This is a genomic window from Burkholderia pyrrocinia, from assembly GCF_003330765.1.
Classification (GTDB): Bacteria; Pseudomonadota; Gammaproteobacteria; order Burkholderiales; family Burkholderiaceae; genus Burkholderia; species Burkholderia pyrrocinia_B.
In genome coordinates, this window is the sequence record NZ_CP024902.1 from 1,459,067 (window position 1) to 1,474,907 (window position 15,841).

Sequence of the window (15,841 nt, forward strand, 5' to 3'; positions counted from 1 at the left end):
CCGCCGGACCTCATTGAACATCAGGAGCGACACGATGAAAGCAAGGATTGCGTACCTCGAGGAACCCCCGTTCTACTGGACGGCCGACGACGGTTCGGTGACCGGCGCGGATATCGAGCTGGCCGAGGTCGTGCTGCGCGCGATCGGCGTGACGGAGATCGAATATCACCCGACCTCGTTCGATGCATTGCTGCCGGGCGTGCAGGCCGGGCGCTGGGACATGAACGTGCCGATCTTCGTGACGGCCGAACGCGCGCAACACGTGGCGTTCAGCGTCCCGGTGTGGGCGATCGGCGACGGATTCGTGCTGCGGGCCGGCAATCCGAAGGCGCTGACGAGCTACGCGGCCGTCGCGGCGCGCGGCGATGCGAGGCTGGGGTGCGTGACCGCCCAGGTGCAGATCGAATCGGCCCGGTCGGCAGGCGTGCGCGACAGCCAGATCGTCCTGTTCAAGGACCAATCCGAAGCAGTCGCCGCGTTGCTTGGTGGGCAGATCGATGCGTTTGCGGGCACGTCGATCGGAAGCCGCGCGACCGCCGATACGGACGAGCGGCTGGAGGCCATCGCGCACGAGCGTGGCGCGGGCGCGGCCGCCCCCGTCGGCGGGTTCTCGTTCAGCAAGGCCAACGATGCGCTCTTGCAGGCCGTTAACGCGAAGTTGCGCGAGTATCTCGGCTCGGCCGAGCATCGCGAGCGGATGGCGAAGTACGGCTTTACGCGGGCGGAGATCGACGGTGTGGTCGAGGGCGGCGGCGCGAAGTCGTAGCGTCGCTGGCGGCATCGCCGCGTCCGCATCGTGTCTTCCAAGGCGGCATGCGCATCGCGCGTCACCTGCTCGTCTTTCGGAGCGACCGGATCGCCGATAGGTGTGCTGGAGTACTGAACGATTTCTCCGGGAGTGTCACGTCGACGAATATTCATGGGCATCCTCCGGATGCATCGGGCGCACCGGGCCATGAAACCTGACAAAACGCTGACGAATTAGATTGATATAACGTATCATCCGATGTTTGCGTCGCTGGCCGGCTGCCGGGCTGGCCAGGGCTACACGCGACGAATCCACACGACGACAGATACGAAGTGACGAAGACGACACACATGCCGGCACGCGGTGCGCGGCGGCACGCCGGCTCGCGCCGGAACGACGGGGGCCGGCGCGGGCGGGCCGCGCACGGTTGTGCAACCTTGCTGGGCTGCGCGATGGCGACGTCCGGCGCGCTCGCCTCGGAAGCGGCCGTGCCCGCGGCGGACGACCGGCATGCGCTGCCGTCGATCCACATCACTGCACGATCGGCCGCGGCCGATCCGCTGACGCAGCCGCTCGAAACGGGCTCGCGGCTCGGGCTGGCGAGCCTCGACACGCCCGCGAGCGTCGAGACGGTCACGGCCGCGCAGATCGACGCGCGCGGCGACCGCACGGTGCTCGACGCGGTGACTCGAACGGCGGGCTTCGCGAGCGCGATCGCGCCCGGCACCGGCGGCACGGCGCTCAGCGTGCGCGGCTTCAGCGGGCAGGAGTCGGTGATGACGCTGCTCGACGGCTTGCGGCTGTTTCCGGCGGCCGGCACGATCACCTTTCCGTTCGATACGTGGTCGGTCGACCGCATCGACGTGCTGCGCGGCCCCGCGTCGGTGTTGTACGGCGAAGGCGCGATCGGCGGCGTCGTGAACGTCGTGCCGAAGCGGCCGCGGCGCACGCGCGAAACGACGCTGCAGTTTGGCATCGGTCCCGACGGCGCGAAGCGCGTCGGGTTCGATACGACGGGCGCGCTCGGCCCGCGGCTGTCGTACCGCTTCCATGCGAGCGACGCGCGCGCGAACGGTCTTGCCGAACGCGCCGACACGCATACGACCGCCTTCGGCGGCGCACTGAAATTCGACGCGAGCCCGCGCTTCACGCTGACGCTCGATTACGACTACGGCCGCCAGATGCCGGCGACCTATTACGGCGTGCCGGCACCGCACGGCGTGCTCGATGCGACGCTGCGCAAGCTCAACTACAACGTCGGCGATGCGACGATCGCGTACTACGACCAGTGGACGCGTTTGTCCGCTACGTACCGGCCCGCAGCCGGCGTGACGGTCGACAACCAGCTCTACTACCTGACGTCGAACCGTCACTGGCGCAACGCCGAGTCGTATGTGCTCGATTCCGCGACAGGGCGCGTCGCGCGCAGCGACTATCTCGACATCGGCCACCACCAGCGGCAGGTCGGCGACCGGCTGAGCGCGCGGGTCGACGGCACGCTGTTCGGCCGCGCGAACCGCTTCGTCGTCGGCACGGAATTCAACCGGATCACGTTCACGGGCACCAACAATGCACCGTACGGCGGCGAATCGACGGTCGACGCGCACGGCTTCGATCCCGGTGTGTTCGCGAGCCCGGACCCGACGGTTCCGCAGTTCAGCACCCGCGCGAACCAGATCGCGGTATTCGCCGAGAACCGTCTCGAAGTGCTGCCGCGGCTCGCGTGGGTGAGTGGCCTGCGATACGACCACATCGCGTTCAACCGCGAGCAGGCCGCGACCGGTGCGGGCTTCGACAAGCGTTTCGCGAACGTTGGCTGGCGCACGGGCTTCGTCTTCGAAGTCGCGCCGACGCTCAGCGCGTATGCGCAGTACACGACAGGCGCGGAAGGCCTCGGCTCGCTCGTGACGCTGTCCGCGTCGCAGGCGAACTACCGGCTCGCGACCGGCGAGCAGTGGGAAGCCGGGCTCAAGCAGATGCTGTTCGACGGCCGCGCGTACTGGACGTTCGCCGTGTACGACATCACGAAGCGCAACCTGCTCGGCACCGATCCGTTCAATCCCGCGCTGCGCCAGCAGGTCGGCCGGCAGTCGTCGCGCGGCATCGAGCTGACGGGTGGCGCGCGGCTGCCGCTCGGCTGGACGATCGATGCGAACGTCGCGCTGCTGCGCGCGCGCTACGACGCGTTCAACCAGACGGCCGGCGGCGCGACAGTGTCGCGCGCGGGCAATGTACCGTCCAACGTGCCGCAGCAGACGGCGAACCTGTGGCTCGGCTGGGCGTTTGCCGAGCGCTGGCAGGCGAATGCGGGTGTGCGCTACGTCGGCGCGACATACGGCGATGACGCGAACCGCCTGCAGGTGCCGTCGTACACGGTGTTCGATGCGTCGCTGCGCTGGCAGCCGACGTCGCGCACCGAGCTGGCGTTGTATCTGCGAAATCTCGCGAACCGCACGTATGCGGTGACGACGTCGAACGGCGGCGAGCAATGGCTGTTGGGCCCGTCGCGCTCGGCGGAGCTCGTCGCGACGATGCGCTTCTAGTGCGGCGCGACGAGCCTCCCGTGGCGCACATGCTAGACATCGAACGCGTGAGCTGGTCTCCCGGCGGCGCGATCGCCGTGCTCGATTCGGTGACGCTGACGGTGGCCGTTGGCGAATTCGTCGGCTTGGTCGGCCCGAACGGCAGCGGCAAGACGAGCCTGCTGCGCTGCGTGTTCCGTTATGCGCGTCCCGATGCGGGCCGCGTCGCGCTCGATGCGCAGGACGTGTGGCGCATGCGGCCGCGTGCGGTCGCGCAGCGCATCGCGGTGCTGCAGCAGGAGACGCCGGACGATTTCGGGTTGACGGTCGACGAACTGGTCGGCATGGGCCGCACGCCGCACCAGCGGCCGTTCGATGCGGAGTCGGCCGACGATCGCCGGATCGTCGAATCAGCGCTGCACGACGTTGGCCTCGGCGAGCGCCGCGCGCAACGCTTCGCGTCGCTGTCGGGCGGCGAGAAGCAGCGCGCGCTGCTGGCCCGCGCGCTCGCGCAGCAGCCCGAACTGCTGCTGCTCGACGAACCGACCAATCATCTCGACCTGCGCCATCAGCTCGAACTGCTCGCGCACGTGCGACGCCTCGGCATCGCGACGCTCGCGACGTTTCATGACCTCAATCTCGCGGCCGCGTATTGCGACCGGCTCCACGTGCTCGCGCACGGCCGGGTCGTCGCGTCCGGCGCGCCGGCCGACGTGCTGACCGAAGCGCTGCTGCGCGACGTGTTCGGCGTCGCCGCGCTCGTCGATCGCCATCCCGTCACGGGCCGGCCGCGCATCACGCCGCTTCATCCGGAATGATCGCCATGCCGTTTCCTGTCTTGTCCTTCGTATCCCGCCGGTTCGTCGCCGCAGCGGTGCTCGGCTGCGCTGCCGTTCACGCGGGCGCCTATCCTGTCACCGTACGCAGCTGCGATCGCGACGTGACGTTCGAGCGCGCGCCGACGCGTGCTGTGAGCAACGACGTGAACCTGACCGAGATGATGCTCGCGCTCGACCTGAAGGACCGGCTCGTCGGTTATACGGGCATCGGCGGCTGGAAGACCGGCACCGCGCGCGTGCGCGACGCGTTGCGCGGCGTGCCCGAACTGGCGAGCCAGTATCCGTCGCTCGAGGTACTGGTCGCCGCGCGCGCCGACTTCTATCTCGCGGGCTGGAACTACGGGATGCATGTCGGCGGCCCGGTGACGCCCGCGACGCTCGCGCCGTTCGGCATCCGTACCTATGAGCTGACGGAATCGTGCTCGCACGTGATGAAGCAGTCGCCCGCGTCGTTCGACGACGTGTTCCGCGACCTGAACAATCTCGGCCGGATCTTCGGCGTCGATGCGCGAGCCGCGCAGGTCGTCGCCGCGATGCGCGCGCGTCTCGCGGCGGTGTCGCGCGCGATCGGGCGCCCGGCGCCGCTGCGCGTGTTCGTCTACGACAGCGGCACCGACAAGCCGATGACGGCAGGCGGGCTCGCAATGCCGAGCGCATTGCTGGCGGCGGCGGGCGCGCGCAACGTGATGGACGACGTGCCGCGAAGCTGGACGCAGGTGAGCTGGGAGAGCGTGGTCGCGCGCGATCCGCAGGCGATCGTGATCGTCGACTATTCGGCCGTGACGGCCGCGCAGAAGCAGCAGTTCCTGCTGAGCCAGCCGGCGCTCGCGCGCGTGGCTGCGATCCGAGACCGGCGCTTCGTCGTGATTCCGTACGATGCGGCGACGCCGGGCCCCGAGAACGTCGCGGCCGTCGAGACGCTCGCTCGCGCGCTGTATCCGGCCTCGTTCGCCGGGCCGGTGCGATGAGCGGGCGCGTGCGTGGTGCGCGGCTCGGCATGCGCGTGGTGCTGCCTGCGCTGGCCGTGCTGCTGATCGTGTCGATCGTCGTGTCGGCCGCGTTCGGCCCGGCGCCGATCGCGATGCCGGCCGCGGTGCGGATCGTCGCCACGCACATCGTGTCGGCGTTCAGCGATGCCGGCGCACCCGCAGCGGGCGCGGGCGACGACAGCATCGTGTGGCTGATCCGGATGCCGCGCGCGCTGCTGGCCGCGACGGTCGGCGCGACGCTGGCGGCGGTCGGCGTCGCGTTGCAGGCGGCGACCGCGAACCGGCTCGCCGATCCGCACCTGCTTGGCGTGAGCGCGGGCGCGATGCTCGGCGCCGTCGCGGTCACGGTGGTGGCCGGCGCGGCGTTCGGCCCGTTCACGCTGTCGGCCGCTGCATTCGCGGGTGCGCTTGCGGCAACCGCGTGCGTCGTCGCACTCGCTTACCGGCGCGGCCGGCTCGAATCGGACCGGCTGTTGCTCGCGGGCGTGTCGGTGTCGTTCATGATGGCCGCGTTCGGCAACCTGCTGCTGTATCTCGGCGACCAGCGCGCCGCGTCGTCGGTGCTGTTCTGGATGCTCGGCGGCGTCGGGCTCGCGCGCTGGGATCTGCTGCCGGTGCCGGCCGTGTGCGCGGCGCTCGCCGGCAGCGCACTGTACGCGCGTCGGCGCGAACTGAATGCGCTGATGTCGGGCGATGTCGCCGCGGCCACGCTCGGCGTGCCGAGCGCACGGATGCGGCGCGAGGTGTTCGTCGTCGCGTCGTTCGCGACGGGCGCGATGGTCGCGGTGAGCGGCGCGATCGGCTTCGTCGGGCTCGTGACGCCGCATCTGTGCCGTCGCGTCGTCGGCGCCGAGCACGGCAGGCTGCTGCCGGTCGCCGCGCTGACAGGCGCGATCCTGCTCGTGTGGGCCGACGTCGCCGCCCGCACGCTCGCGGCGCCGGAGGATTTGCCGATCGGCATCGTGACCGCGCTGTTCGGCAGCCTGTTCTTCGTCACGCTGCTGCGCCGCCGCTGAGCGGCGCGCACGCGCCGGCGGCAGGCGGCCAGGCGAGGGCGGGGCGGCGGCCTCGCCGCGCGCTTCATCGCGGTGGCGTGGCGGTGTTCAGGCTGTCGCCGATCGCGCCGGCGGGCGCGACGGTTCCTGCCGCGTCGAAGAGACTGTCCGACAGCGTCCGCGCGGGCAGCGTGATCACGAAGCGTGCGCCGCCGAGCGGCGAATCCTCGAGCCGCACGTCGCCGCCGTGCACCTGCGCGACGCGCCGCACGATCGCGAGCCCGAGCCCGAAGCCGCCGGTCTGCCGGTCGCGGCTGGAGTCGAGCCGCTGGAACGGTTCGAATACACGGGCGCGCTCGGCGGCCGGAATGCCGGGGCCGTCGTCGTCGACGCTCAGCACGAGCGCGCCGGACCGGTCGCTGGCGGCGGCCAGCAGCACCGTGCGCGACGCATAGCGCGCGCCGTTGCGGATCAGGTTCAGCAATGCGCGGGCGACGAGCTTCGGATCGCACACGTGGGTCGCGGGCGCACCGAGCGTCGACACGTCGAGCGAGATCCCGCGATCGGCGATGTCGTCCGCGACGTTGCCGGCGACGCTGTCGATCAGCGCATCGACGACGACTTCCATCGGCGCGAGCTCGCTCGCACCCTGTTCGAGCCGGCCGATCGTCAGCAGCTCGGTGACGAGCTCGTCGAGTTCGCGTACGTCGCGCCGCAGTGCATCGCGGCGGTCGCGCATCCGTTCCGTTTCGTCGGGCTCGGCGAGCAGCGCGAGCCCGAATTCAAGCCGTGCGAGCGGCGTCTTCAGTTCATGCGAGATGCCGTGCATCATTTCGCGCTGCTGCTTGATCGATGCCTCGATGCGCCCGGCCATGTCGTTGAACTGCTGCGACAGCTCGTAGATGTTCGACTTGCCCGACAGCTTCACGCGCGTCGACAGCGAGCCGGCGCCGAACGTACGGGCGGCCTCCTGCAGCCTGCGCAGGTCGCGCCAGTGATAGTGAATCCACAGCACCACCGCGAACAGCGTGCCGAGCGCGAGCAGCAGGTACGCATAGATCTTGATGTCGAGATCGGACGCCTCGGCCGGCCGTGCGTGCAGCACCGAACCGTCGGCGAGCGGCATGTAGTAATCCTTGCCGTTGTAGCTGATCGCGATCCTGCCAGCATCGAGATCGCGCAGCGGCGCGCCGCTCAATTGCGCGCGGGCGTCGGCCATCGACAGGAAACCGAACCCTTCGTGGCCGTGTTTCGCGAGCTCGCGCAGCGCGAGCAGGCGCTGCCCGCCCGGATGGCGTTCGAGGTAGTCGTTGAGCACGAACGAATAGGTCGTTAGCGAGTCGCGCTGCGCCTGCGCGCCGCGCTCGTAGAAGATCCGGTCGAACGACAGCTGGATGAACATGATCGACGCGGCGACGAACAGGATCACGACGAGGTACAGCCTGATCAATGGGCGCAGCATTTATTCGTCCCACGCGGAAGGGCTGAACAGGTAGCCGCGGCCCCAGATCGTCTTGATCTTGTGCGGCTCCGACGAAGCATCCTCGAAGCGGCGGCGCAGCTTCGAGATGCCGGAATCGACCGAGCGGTCGAGCCCGTCGAACTCGATCCCGCGCAACTGCTTCAGGATGTCGTCGCGGCTCAGCACGGTGCCGGCCGCGCGAGCGAGGATCAGCAGCAGGTTGAATTCGGCGGTCTTCAGGTCGACCGGATCGCCGCGCCACGTGACGGTGCGGTTCGGCGGCGAGATCGCCAGCTCGCCGAACACGAGCGCTTCGGGTGCGGCAACAGGCGCTTCCGCGGCGGCCGGCTGCGCGCGTCGCAACAGCGCGCGAGCGCGCGCGACGAGCACGCGCGGCTCGATCGGCTTCGTCACGTAGTCGTCGGCGCCCGTCTCGAGGCCGGCGACCTGGTCGTAGACATCCGCGCGGGCGGTCAGGATCAGCACGGGGACGTTGGTGAACGCGCGAATGCGTCGGCAGACTTCCATGCCGTCGAGATTCGGCAGCATCAGGTCGAGTATCACGAGGGCCGGCTGGTGCTCGCGCACCGCCGCGACGGCGAGGTCGCCGCGCCGCACGACCGTTACCGCGAATTCATATCCGTCGAGGTATTCGCGGACGAGCTGCGCGAGGCGGTCGTCGTCCTCGATCAGCAGCACACGGTATTTGAGCGGGTCTTCGTTCATCGCGGTCTCCGAGAAACTCCGGCCTTCAGGCCGGGGAGGACAGGAGACGGTTTTGACGTTGCTGCCGTGCTCCTGTTGACGGCCACGTATGTGCCGATGGCAGGGTGCGACGCATGGATGTCAAACGCGCCTACCGATTCCGGTTCTATCCGACGCCCGAGCAGGCTGTGATGCTTGCCCGGACGTTTGGTTGTGCGCGCTTCGCTTATAACCATATGCTTCGCCGACGCACGGATGCGTGGCATCAGCGGCAGGAACGCATGGGGTATCACGAGACCTCCGCGGCGTTGACGGTGCTCAAGAAGGCTGATGAGTACACGTGGCTGAACGAAGTCAGTTCGGTGCCGGTGCAGCAGGCGCTATGCCATTTGCAGACCGCGTTCACCAATTTCTTTGCGAAGCGGGCGAAGTACCCGACCTTCCGCAGCAAGCACGACAAGCAATCTGCCGAATACACTACGAGCGCTTTCAAGTGGGACGGCGTGACCCTCAAGTCGGCAGATGCTCGCAGGGATTTCCTGCACAAACTGTCGACCCGGTTGATCAACGAAAACCAAGTGATCGCCATCGAAAGCCTGTCCGTCAGCCACATGCAGAAAAGCCGCCGCCGCGCGAAGTCGATCAGCGATGCAAGCTGGTCAGAGTTCACCCGACAACTTGAGTACAAAGCGCAGTGGTATGGGCGCACGCTGATCGGCATCGACCGCTGGTATCCCTCCAGCAAACGATGCAGTGACTGCGGGCATACCGTTGCCAGGATGCCGTTGAAGGTCCGTGCATGGACCTGCCCGGAATGCGGGGCAATCCATGACCGCGATATCAACGCTGCGTGCAATGTGTTGGCCGCCGGGCTGGCGGTGTCAGCCCATGGAGAAAGCGTAAGTCCCATGTCTCGTTGAGATGATGTCGGGTTGCATTCTGCGAAGTGGGAATCCGCTTCCTTTAGGGAGAGGAGCAGTCAAGGTCTCTTCAAAATGCACGCGCCATCTCACCCCGGGCAGGCCGGTGTGCGGCGCGGCACGCGAATTCTATCCGGCGCGCCGGAGGCAGGGGGAGCGCTACGACAATCTCGAACAATCGAACACAATTGAGCACAGATTCCCCGCAGATTCAGGACAGTCTCGGCGCAGGGCGGCACCTAGACTGCGGGCTCCGTCACCCTTATCTCAATATTGTGCGCCCAACACTCCGCCGCTATCGCTATTGCATGCCGCTCGCCGGCCTGACCCTCGCCGCCGCCGCCCACGCGGAAAACCAGTATTCGCTGTCGCTCGGCGGCGGTTTCGCGCCGCGCTACCAGGGCAGCAACCAGTATCGCGGCGTGGTCGCGCCGTCGGTTTCCGCCAGGTTCGGCAACGGCTTCTTCATCGACGGCTCGCAGGGCGCCGGCTACCGGCTGGACCTGCCGCACGGCGTGTTCGTGTCGGCGGCCGTGAGCTACGACGCGGGCCGCGCGGACGAGAACCGCTTCGACCTGCCGGGCTCCGACTACCTGAAGGGCATGGGCCGGATTCCGGGCTCGGTGCTGGTCGGCGTGCGCGCGGGCGTGACGCTCTTCAATGCCGCCGAACTGAGCGTGACGATCGACACACCCGTGACGCATACGTCGCGCGGCGTGTCGGGGCACATGGATCTCGCGGTGCCCGTGTTCAAGACCGCGCAGCACGAGATCGTCGTGACGGGCACCGTGCACGCGGGCTCGGGACGCTATACGCAGACGTTCTACGGCGTGACCGACGCACAGTCGATGACGAGCCGGTTCCGGCCGTATTCGACGAGCGGCGGGATCGACAGCGCGTCGATGGCGGTCGCGTGGAACTGGAATCTGTCGCGGCACTGGTCGGTGCTCGCGACCGGCGGCGTGACGCGGCTGCTCGGCCGCTACGGCGACAGCCCGATCGTCCAGTCGCGCAGCAACTATTTCGGCATTGCGGGCGTGACCTACAAGTTCTGAACGGGTGGCCGATGGCGATGCGGAAAGCCGTGTTGTCGTGGCGTGGATGGGCCGGTGCGATCGATTCGCACGCACCGTGCGATGTGTCGGCGTTGCGCCGTAACGGCTGACCGCGTGGGGTAACATGCAGGCGGCTTCGGCTTCGGCTTCGGCTTCGGCTTCGGCTTCGGCTTCGGCTTCGGCTTCGGCTTCGGCGTTGGCGTCGGCGTCAGGCCGAACCCGCCATTCCGGTGCGCCGAATCGGCGCGGCCGGGGCGCGCGAGGCCGCGGTTCGCTGGCCGGCATCCGTCAGGAAACGGCCGGCGACGCGCGGAACCGATCATGCATTCAACGCCCGGTCCGCCAGGAACGTCGCACATGTTCTGCCGGCCGCTAAAGGGAGAAACCGATGAAGAAGACGATCGCGATAATGACGGCGCTGGTTGCGGGCGCAACGTTTGCGGGATGTGCGGACATGAACACGAAAATCACGAGCGCAGGCAGCACGCCGGCGAATGGCGGGCAGGCGGGTGCGTCGCCGACGTGCAAGGCGGACGCGGGGCATGACGATGCGCTGGTTGGCAAGACCGAGGCCGATGCGGCGGCGCAACTGGACGGCTGCCTGTGGCGTGTGCTCGAGCGCGACGGCAAGGCGTTGCCCGGCACGATGGATTACCGTCAGGAACGCCGCAATCTCGGCATTCGCGACGGGAAGGTGATCTGGGTGCGGCGCGGGTGAGGGGGGGCGGCGTGAAGCGCCTGCGCGTTACTTCGAGATGTACCACAGCGCATCCGTGCTGACGCGCGCAGGCCGAGCGGCCGGCGCCTGAGCCGGTGCGGCGGGCGGTGTGTTCGACGTGACGGCCGTCGGCAGCGTGGCCGGGATATTCGATGTCGATGGCGATGTCGCCGCCGATCCCGACGTCGACGGCGTGTTCAGATACCAGAGCGCATCGGTCGACGCCGTGCGCTTGGTCGCCGGATTCGCAGCCGGATTCGCTGCCGCATCGGCGGACTTCTTCGAATTCGAAGCAGCGGCCGCCGCCGCATCCGGCCGCTGCGCTGCCGTACCGGTCTGCGCGGTCATGCCGGCGCCCCCGGCCGTGCCACGCTGCGCGCGCGCCTCGAACGGCCCGAGCTGGAAGATTAACGTTTGCGCGGGACGCGTCAGTACGGCATACGGGAACTGCAGTTCCCACGACATCAGCACGCGCCCGGCCGACGTCTCGGTGAAGATCGCCGGCAGGTGCTTCATGTCGCTGAACTGCACGTAGATTCGCGCACCGTCGTCGAATACCTGGGTCGGCTTGGCCTGGTCCGCGCCCGTAACCGTCCATCCGAAGTTGTACGTGCCGGCAGGGCCGGCAGGGCCGCCCTGCGACGGCGGCGGTGCGGCAGGTGCCATCGTGCGCGGGCGCGTGACCTGCGGCGCTGCGACGCTCAGGCTCGCGAACGGGTTGTACGCCTGTTGCTGTTGCGGCGGCGTAAAGGAGGGCGGAAGAATGGGCATGGGAGTATCCGGCGAATCCGGCATGGTCCGGATTGCATCATAGACCTTGCGCGCATACGCGAGGCGCTTGTCGGGCGAGGCGGAGTTGTACGCGCCGATCGCGTTCCAGTTGGGGCCGAGCTGGCGGATGTTCTGCGACAGGATCCACGCGCCGACATACGCGTTCGTGCACGGATCGAACAGGCTCTGCTGCGTGATGCCTTCGCGCGCGAGCGTCGGCAGCCACGTGCTGTTGATCTGCATCAGGCCGATGTCGACCGTGCCGTTCGTATTGGTGTTGACGGCGTTCGGATTCATCCCCGATTCGACCTGCGCGATGCCGCGCATCAGGCTGACGCTCACGTGCTGGAACGTGGCCGCGTCGTCGAGGCAATCGGCCCGCGCGACGCCATGCAGCACGCACGACATTGCAATCGTCGAGGCGATTTTCAGCGTTTCGCGGCTGATCGAACGGGTTGTCTGACGCGGCATGGCAGGATGGGGCGGAATCCGGCCGCCCGGTGCAAGGAAATTACGCAGACGCGAAGTGTGCCATAGCGAGCAGACAAATGGCTCGCGTCAAACTTTCCTTTGCATTTGCCCATGCGTTCGCCACGCTTTTTATTGGCCCTGATATTCGGGCGCGACGCGATGTAATCGGTAAAGATGGCCGCCTTCCGGGCACCTGCCGCCACAGACGACGATCGGAATGCTGACGTATCGCGTCAGTTGAGCCGGGAACGCGGCAATGAATGAGCGCGGAATAAAAATCGCGTGCCCGGGCGGGAACGAGCGACGAAGAAGTGATAAAAAGCCGACGGCGGCCGAAGCCGTCAGGCCCATGAGCGCCGATTCGACCGGCCGCGCGGCGCGCAGCCGGCCGTTTCGCATCAGAAGCGGTGACGCAGGCCGAGGTTGACCATCGTCTGCGAGCTCGTGCCCGCATAGCCGTACGAACCGATCGACGCCTGCGCGGCCATCGAGCCGCCCTTGCCGTCGCCGGTCTGGCCGCTCGCGTGCTGGTACGCGGCGGTCAGGTAAACGTCGGTGCGCTTCGACAGGCTGTAGTCCGCGCCGGCCGATACCTGGTGATAGGTTGCCGACGTGTCGCCGCCCGAGCGCGTGTAGCTGTAGCCGACGCCGACCAGCAGCGCGTTCGTCGCCTGGTAGTTCACGAAGCCTTGCCCCGTGTTGTAGTGCTCGTTCGAGCCGAATACCGAGCTCGCGTCGCGACGGTATTGCGCGTTGCTGTAGCCGAGACCGAACGTGAACGGGCCGGCGACGTACTGGCCTGCGATGCGCGCGATGCCGATCGAATGCGCGCTCGCATAGCTGTTGTTGATCGGGCCGTCGAACGTGCCGTCCGACGAACTGGTCCAGCCGCTGCGCAGGCCGTTCGATGCGGGGCTGTTGGTCGCGTGGAAGTAGCCGCCCGCGACGCTGAACGGCCCGTTGTTGTACGACACGGCGGCCGAATACGACTGCGCGGCGCCGGTGCTGCCGGCGATGCCGCCGAACGAGTACATCGCCGCGAACTGCAGGCCCGCATAGACGGCCGACGTGTACTTCACCGCGTTGTCGACGCGGAAGCTGTTGTCGTAGTTGTCGACGTCGCCCGGCGTCGCGAACACGCTGCCGAGAGTGTTGTCGGCGGTGATGCCCTGCACGAGGTCGACGAGCGGATCGTACTGGCGGCCGAACGTGAGCGTGCCGTATCGGTCGCTCGTCAGGCCGACGAATGCCTGCCGGCCGAACAGGCGGCCGCCCTGGCCCTGCCGGCCGTTGCTCGGGTCGAAGCCGTTCTCGAGCTGGAACAGCGCCTTCAGCCCGCCGCCGAGATCCTCGGTGCCTTTCACGCCCCAGCGGCTGCCGGCCAGGTTGCCCGCGCTGCTGTTGCCGAGCATCCACGCGTTGTCCTTGCCCTGCGCATGGTTCACGTAGGTGATCGACGTGTCGATCACGCCATACAGCGTGACGCTCGACTGCGCATGCGCGACGGGTATCGCCGCGAATGACGCGATGGAAATCAGCGAGAGGGTCGTGCGTTTCATTTCAGCTCCTTGCGCATTGGCTCGTGTTCGTGATCCGGAATGGGCAGGAGACTACAGATTCGAGATAAAACGGCAAAAATGAAATTCTCTTTTGTGACCTGAAGCAGACAGATAAGTCCTTCGGCATTCGCTGTCGAGGGATTGGAATTATTGAGAATCGCGTATCAATTGGTTGTCATTTCGAGATTTCGCCATTGCGTTTTGCATATCCCGTGATAATTTCGCGCGATTTTCAAAGGGATTGCCGTGGTCGGGATATTGTTATTTGATTCGTCAATTAATTATTTAATGAATTGAGTCGACCGGGCTGTAATGGATGTGTTATTGGCGCATCGCTTGCGTCCGACGTCGACATCGCGGCTTCGCCATCCATTTCTGTCTCATTGCCGCTGCGTGCGCGGAACACCGCGCGTGTGCCACGTCTGCGTGGCCGGCATCGGTGCGCCGTCGGCCGAAGCACGGAGCGATGCGGTAGCAGCAGGCGCGCACCGAAACCTCCGGCCGCTCGTCTGTTTTGTATATAATAATCATTCTCATTTACAAAATTGCCGACACCTGCGCACCCCGGAACCCGGCCATGTCCGCTGACAAGCTGCTTCTTCATCGAGAAATCGACGCCCTCTATGCCGGCCACCACGCGTGGCTGCGCGGCTGGCTGAGCCGGAAGCTCGGTTGCGCGCACCGCGCGGCCGATCTGGCGCACGACACGTTCATGCGCCTGCTCGCGCGCGACGAGCCGATCGGCGCCGACGAGCCGCGCGCGTTCCTGACGACGGTCGCGCAGCGCGTGCTGAGCAACCACTGGCGGCGCGAGCAGATCGAGCGCGCGTATCTCGATGTGCTTGCGCAGCGCCCCGAGGCGTATGCGCCGTCGCCGGAGGAGCGGGCCATCGTGCTCGAGACGCTGCTCGAAATCGACCGGCTGCTCGACGGCCTGCCGCTCGCGGCGAAGCGTGCGTTCCTGCTCGCGCAACTCGACGGACTCACGCAGGCCGAGATCGCGCGCGAACTCGGCGTATCGCTCGCGACGGTGAAGCGCTATCTCGTGAAAGCCGGCACGCAGTGCTTTTTCGCGATGGCGGCCTGACCGATGGCCGCCCCGGGAGCGCTGGCGGTGCCGCCGCACGTTGCGCGTCGCGCGGTCGAATGGTGGGTCGACCGGCAGGCCGGCCGCACGGACGACGCGTTCGCCGCTGCGCTCGCGCGCTGGCGCGCGGAGGATCCGTCGCACGACGCGGCGTGGCGTCATATCGAAGCGATGCAGGGCCGGTTCGGCCGGCTGGCGGCCGGGCTCGATACGCAGGCCGCGCACGCGGCGCTGCTGCCGCCGCGTGCGGGCCGCCGTCGCGCAGGCGTGAAGGCGCTGGCCGTGCTGCTGTTCGCGGGCGGCGCCGCGTGGATGGCCGAGCCCGCGCGGCGCGCGGCGATCTGGCCGGCCGACCTGCGAACGGCGGTCGGCGAGCGGCGTACGGTGACGCTCGCGGATCGCACGGTCGTCGTGCTCGATACCGACACGGCGCTCGACGTGCGCTTCGACGGCACGGCGCGCCGCCTGCGCCTGCTGCGCGGCACGATCATGGTGACGAGCGGCCACAACGATCGCGTGCCCGCGCGGCCGCTCGTCGTCGCGACCGCGCAAGGCGAGCTGCGGCCGCTCGGCACGCGCTTCGCGGTGCGGCAGCACGACGGTGCGACGCGCGTCGAGGTGTTCGCCGGCGCCGTGCGCGTGCAGCCGGTCGATGCGGCAACCGATGCCCGGGTGATCGCGGCGGGAGAGGGCGCGGATTTCACGCGCGAAGCGATCGGTGCGCCGGTGCCGCTCGATGCGTATGCGTCCGCGTGGACGGGCGGCATGCTCGTCGCGTCGCGCATGCGGCTGGCCGACCTCGTCGCCGAACTCGACCGCTATCGCCGCGGCAGCCTGCGCTGCGCGGCGGCCGTGGCCGACCTGCGCGTGTCGGGCACCTATCCGCTCGACGATCCCGCGCGCGTGCTCGACACGCTGAAGGCGACGTTGCCGATCGACGTCGACTACGTGACGCGCTACTGGGCGACGGTCGTGCCGGCCCGTTCGTGAGCATTTCGAA

Annotated in this window: 15 protein-coding genes; 10 read left to right on the top strand and 5 right to left on the bottom strand. The window is 67.9% G+C overall.

Features of this window, described 5'->3' with window-relative positions; translation table 11 throughout:
- The first annotated feature begins 34 nt into the window (after positions 1-34).
- The 5 genes from CUJ89_RS07030 to CUJ89_RS07050 all read left to right on the top strand — a co-directional run bounded on the left by CUJ89_RS07030 (position 35) and on the right by CUJ89_RS07050 (position 6,114).
- A complete protein-coding gene (locus CUJ89_RS07030) occupies positions 35-766 on the top strand; it encodes a transporter substrate-binding domain-containing protein (protein WP_114176712.1) in 732 nt (243 codons plus the stop codon).
- A 434-nt stretch (positions 767-1,200) separates the two neighbouring features.
- Positions 1,201-3,291, top strand: coding sequence for a TonB-dependent receptor (locus tag CUJ89_RS07035; protein ID WP_114176713.1), 2,091 nt, complete (start codon positions 1,201-1,203; stop codon positions 3,289-3,291).
- A gap of 29 nt (positions 3,292-3,320) precedes the next feature.
- Positions 3,321-4,088 (top strand): ABC transporter ATP-binding protein, encoded by a 768-nt coding sequence (locus CUJ89_RS07040; protein WP_114176714.1) that lies wholly within the window; start codon positions 3,321-3,323, stop codon positions 4,086-4,088.
- Positions 4,085-5,077 (top strand): ABC transporter substrate-binding protein, encoded by a 993-nt coding sequence (locus CUJ89_RS07045; RefSeq protein WP_114176715.1) that lies wholly within the window; start codon positions 4,085-4,087, stop codon positions 5,075-5,077. The genes CUJ89_RS07040 and CUJ89_RS07045 overlap by 4 nt, the downstream gene beginning before the upstream one ends.
- The gene (locus CUJ89_RS07050; RefSeq protein ID WP_201752283.1) at positions 5,074-6,114 is read left to right on the top strand and encodes a FecCD family ABC transporter permease; all 1,041 of its coding nucleotides are present in this window, start codon (positions 5,074-5,076) and stop codon (positions 6,112-6,114) included. The genes CUJ89_RS07045 and CUJ89_RS07050 overlap by 4 nt, the downstream gene beginning before the upstream one ends.
- A 64-nt stretch (positions 6,115-6,178) precedes the next feature.
- Here CUJ89_RS07050 and CUJ89_RS07055 read toward each other — a convergent pair whose 3' ends face one another.
- Together CUJ89_RS07055 and CUJ89_RS07060 are read right to left on the bottom strand one after the other, a co-directional pair.
- Positions 6,179-7,555, bottom strand: a complete 1,377-nt coding sequence (locus tag CUJ89_RS07055) for an ATP-binding protein (protein ID WP_236654928.1) — start codon at positions 7,553-7,555, stop codon at positions 6,179-6,181.
- A complete protein-coding gene (locus CUJ89_RS07060; protein WP_114176716.1) occupies positions 7,556-8,281 on the bottom strand; it encodes a response regulator in 726 nt (241 codons plus the stop codon).
- Positions 8,282-8,394: 113 nt separating this feature from the next.
- Between CUJ89_RS07060 and CUJ89_RS07065 the strand changes: the two genes are divergently transcribed.
- The 3 genes from CUJ89_RS07065 to CUJ89_RS07080 all read left to right on the top strand — a co-directional run bounded on the left by CUJ89_RS07065 (position 8,395) and on the right by CUJ89_RS07080 (position 10,953).
- Positions 8,395-9,180 carry an RNA-guided endonuclease TnpB family protein gene (locus CUJ89_RS07065; RefSeq protein ID WP_114176717.1) on the top strand — a complete coding sequence of 262 codons (786 nt, stop codon included), beginning with the start codon at positions 8,395-8,397 and terminating at the stop codon, positions 9,178-9,180.
- 308 nt (positions 9,181-9,488) lie between these two features.
- On the top strand, positions 9,489-10,235 hold the full coding sequence (locus CUJ89_RS07070) for a MipA/OmpV family protein (RefSeq protein ID WP_114176718.1): 747 nt from the start codon (positions 9,489-9,491) through the stop codon (positions 10,233-10,235).
- A 388-nt stretch (positions 10,236-10,623) separates the two neighbouring features.
- Positions 10,624-10,953 carry a hypothetical protein gene (locus tag CUJ89_RS07080; protein WP_114176719.1) on the top strand — a complete coding sequence of 110 codons (330 nt, stop codon included), beginning with the start codon at positions 10,624-10,626 and terminating at the stop codon, positions 10,951-10,953.
- Positions 10,954-10,980: 27 nt separating this feature from the next.
- Here CUJ89_RS07080 and CUJ89_RS07085 read toward each other — a convergent pair whose 3' ends face one another.
- The 3 genes from CUJ89_RS07085 to CUJ89_RS07090 form a co-directional block, all read right to left on the bottom strand.
- Positions 10,981-12,195: a transglycosylase SLT domain-containing protein gene (locus CUJ89_RS07085; RefSeq protein ID WP_114176720.1), complete on the bottom strand. Its 1,215-nt coding sequence runs from the start codon at positions 12,193-12,195 to the stop codon at positions 10,981-10,983.
- A gap of 129 nt (positions 12,196-12,324) precedes the next feature.
- Positions 12,325-12,546 (bottom strand): hypothetical protein, encoded by a 222-nt coding sequence (locus CUJ89_RS37635; protein ID WP_152036597.1) that lies wholly within the window; start codon positions 12,544-12,546, stop codon positions 12,325-12,327.
- 47 nt (positions 12,547-12,593) lie between these two features.
- Positions 12,594-13,754, bottom strand: coding sequence for a porin (locus tag CUJ89_RS07090; protein WP_114176721.1), 1,161 nt, complete (start codon positions 13,752-13,754; stop codon positions 12,594-12,596).
- A 577-nt stretch (positions 13,755-14,331) separates the two neighbouring features.
- Here CUJ89_RS07090 and CUJ89_RS07095 point away from each other — a divergent pair.
- A complete protein-coding gene (locus tag CUJ89_RS07095) occupies positions 14,332-14,841 on the top strand; it encodes a sigma-70 family RNA polymerase sigma factor (RefSeq protein WP_114176722.1) in 510 nt (169 codons plus the stop codon).
- Positions 14,842-14,844: 3 nt separating this feature from the next.
- On the top strand, positions 14,845-15,831 hold the full coding sequence (locus CUJ89_RS07100; RefSeq protein WP_114176723.1) for a FecR domain-containing protein: 987 nt from the start codon (positions 14,845-14,847) through the stop codon (positions 15,829-15,831).
- The last annotated feature ends 10 nt before the right edge of the window (positions 15,832-15,841 follow it).